This window comes from Burkholderia sp. 3C (assembly GCF_054589155.1).
Genome location: NZ_BAAILN010000113.1, coordinates 1 through 1,159, shown reverse-complemented (window position 1 = coordinate 1,159; position 1,159 = coordinate 1). Strand labels below are relative to the sequence as shown.

The window sequence follows — 1,159 nt, the reverse complement described above, 5'->3', positions numbered from 1 at the left end:
GTTAATTTAGCTGCGTTTGCCATCAACTGACGGGCGTAGTTTGCAGGCGTCAGCCCGCCCAGCGATTTCTTCGGCCGTTCCTCGTTGTACTCTCGTCGCCATGCATCTATCAGCACCTTGGCATGAGACAGACTCGTGAACCAGTGCTCGTTGAGGCATTCGTCGCGGAATCGACCGTTGAACGATTCGATGTAGGCATTTTGATTCGGCTTGCCGGGCTCAATCAGAAACAGCTTCACACCTCTCCGATGTGCCCAGGTCAACATCGCCCGACCACAGAACTCCTTGCCGTTGTCGGTCCGAATGGCCTTCGGCAAGCCGCGAAGCAATGCAACGCGATCGAGAATGCGTGTGAGTAAATTTCCGCCAATTGCCCGCTCCGGCACAATGGCCACCGCTTCGTGCGTGGCGTCGTCGACCACGGTCAAGCTCTTGATCACACGGCCTTCAGCCGTCCGGTCAAATACAAAATCCATCGACCATACCTGGTTGGCCGCCGACGGCCTGCCCAGTGGCTGACGTTGCGCAACGGGCACCTTCTTGCGCTTGCGGCGACGCACTTGCAGTTTCTCTTGCGCGTACAACCGCTCTACGCGCTTGTGGTTCACGATCATGCCCGATTGCCGCAGCTTCAGATAAATCATGCCCGAGCCATAGCGACGGTGCCGCTGCGCCAGTGCGACGATCTGCGCTCGCAGCGCGTGGTTGCGATCCGGCGCCGGTTGATAGCGATAAGCGCTCGCGCTCATGCCGATCAGCCGTAGTGCGCGTCTCTCGCTCAAACCGCCGTGAGTCATATAGCGCACCAAGTCCCGGCGTGACGGTGCGCTCACCACTTTTTTCGCAGCGCCTCGCGCGTCACCTCGTTCTCCAGCATCGATTCAGCGAGCAGCTTCTTCAGCCGGTTGTTTTCGGCTTCCAGTTCCTTCAGCCGTTTCGCATCGGACACGCTCATTCCGCCGAACTTGCTACGCCACAGGTAGTAGCTCGCTTCGGAAAAGCCATGCTGACGGCAGAGCTCCTTGACCGGCAAGCCGGCCTCCGCCTCGCGCAGGAAACCAATGATCTGCTCTTCGGTGAATCGTTTCTTCATGCCCAATCTCCTGACTACGTGATTGGACTCTAAAGCGTCGCGCTACTCAAGGGTGGGGAGACGTCG

At 58.7% G+C, this 1,159-nt stretch carries 1 protein-coding gene; it reads right to left on the bottom strand.

The genetic code is table 11. The annotated features are described in order from the left end of the window. Positions 1-1,093, bottom strand: a protein-coding gene (locus tag ACYP33_RS23110) for an IS3 family transposase (RefSeq protein WP_459624079.1) whose coding sequence is annotated in 2 segments (ribosomal slippage) — positions 1-841 and positions 841-1,093 — 1,094 coding nt annotated over the 2 segments. Because the reading frame shifts where the segments join, the coding sequence is not laid out codon by codon here. This gene is flagged as partial in the annotation. Positions 1,094-1,159 lie beyond the last annotated feature (66 nt).